Origin of the sequence: Iodobacter violaceini, assembly GCF_011601265.1 — a bacterium.
Lineage (GTDB): Bacteria > Pseudomonadota > Gammaproteobacteria > Burkholderiales > Chitinibacteraceae > Iodobacter > Iodobacter violaceini.
Genome location: NZ_JAAOLX010000054.1, coordinates 1 through 255 on the forward strand (window position 1 = coordinate 1; position 255 = coordinate 255).

General features: G+C 57.6%; 1 protein-coding gene. It reads right to left on the bottom strand.

Annotation, left to right across the window (positions count from 1 at the left end):
* The coding region (locus HA050_RS21825) for a hypothetical protein (protein WP_166830590.1) at nt 1–255 on the bottom strand (255 nt) is incomplete at both ends.

Here is a 255-nt window from a genome sequence, read left to right on the forward strand (position 1 = left end):
GCGCGTCATCCACCGTTGGCAGGGTAACGGCGAAGTTGGTCACGCCAGCAGGCACGGTGATCAGGCCGGTGGTTGCGTTGTAAGTGACGCCATTGCTGAAGGTGGCGGTGCCGTAATCGGCTGCACTTGCTGATCCGCCGCCCAGGTTAAAGGCATAGGTTTCTGCTTTGGTGGTGGCGGTGCTGAGCGAAACATTGAAGACAAGGTTATTACCTTCCACCACATTGTCATCCGCCACACCCGGATTGCCGACTT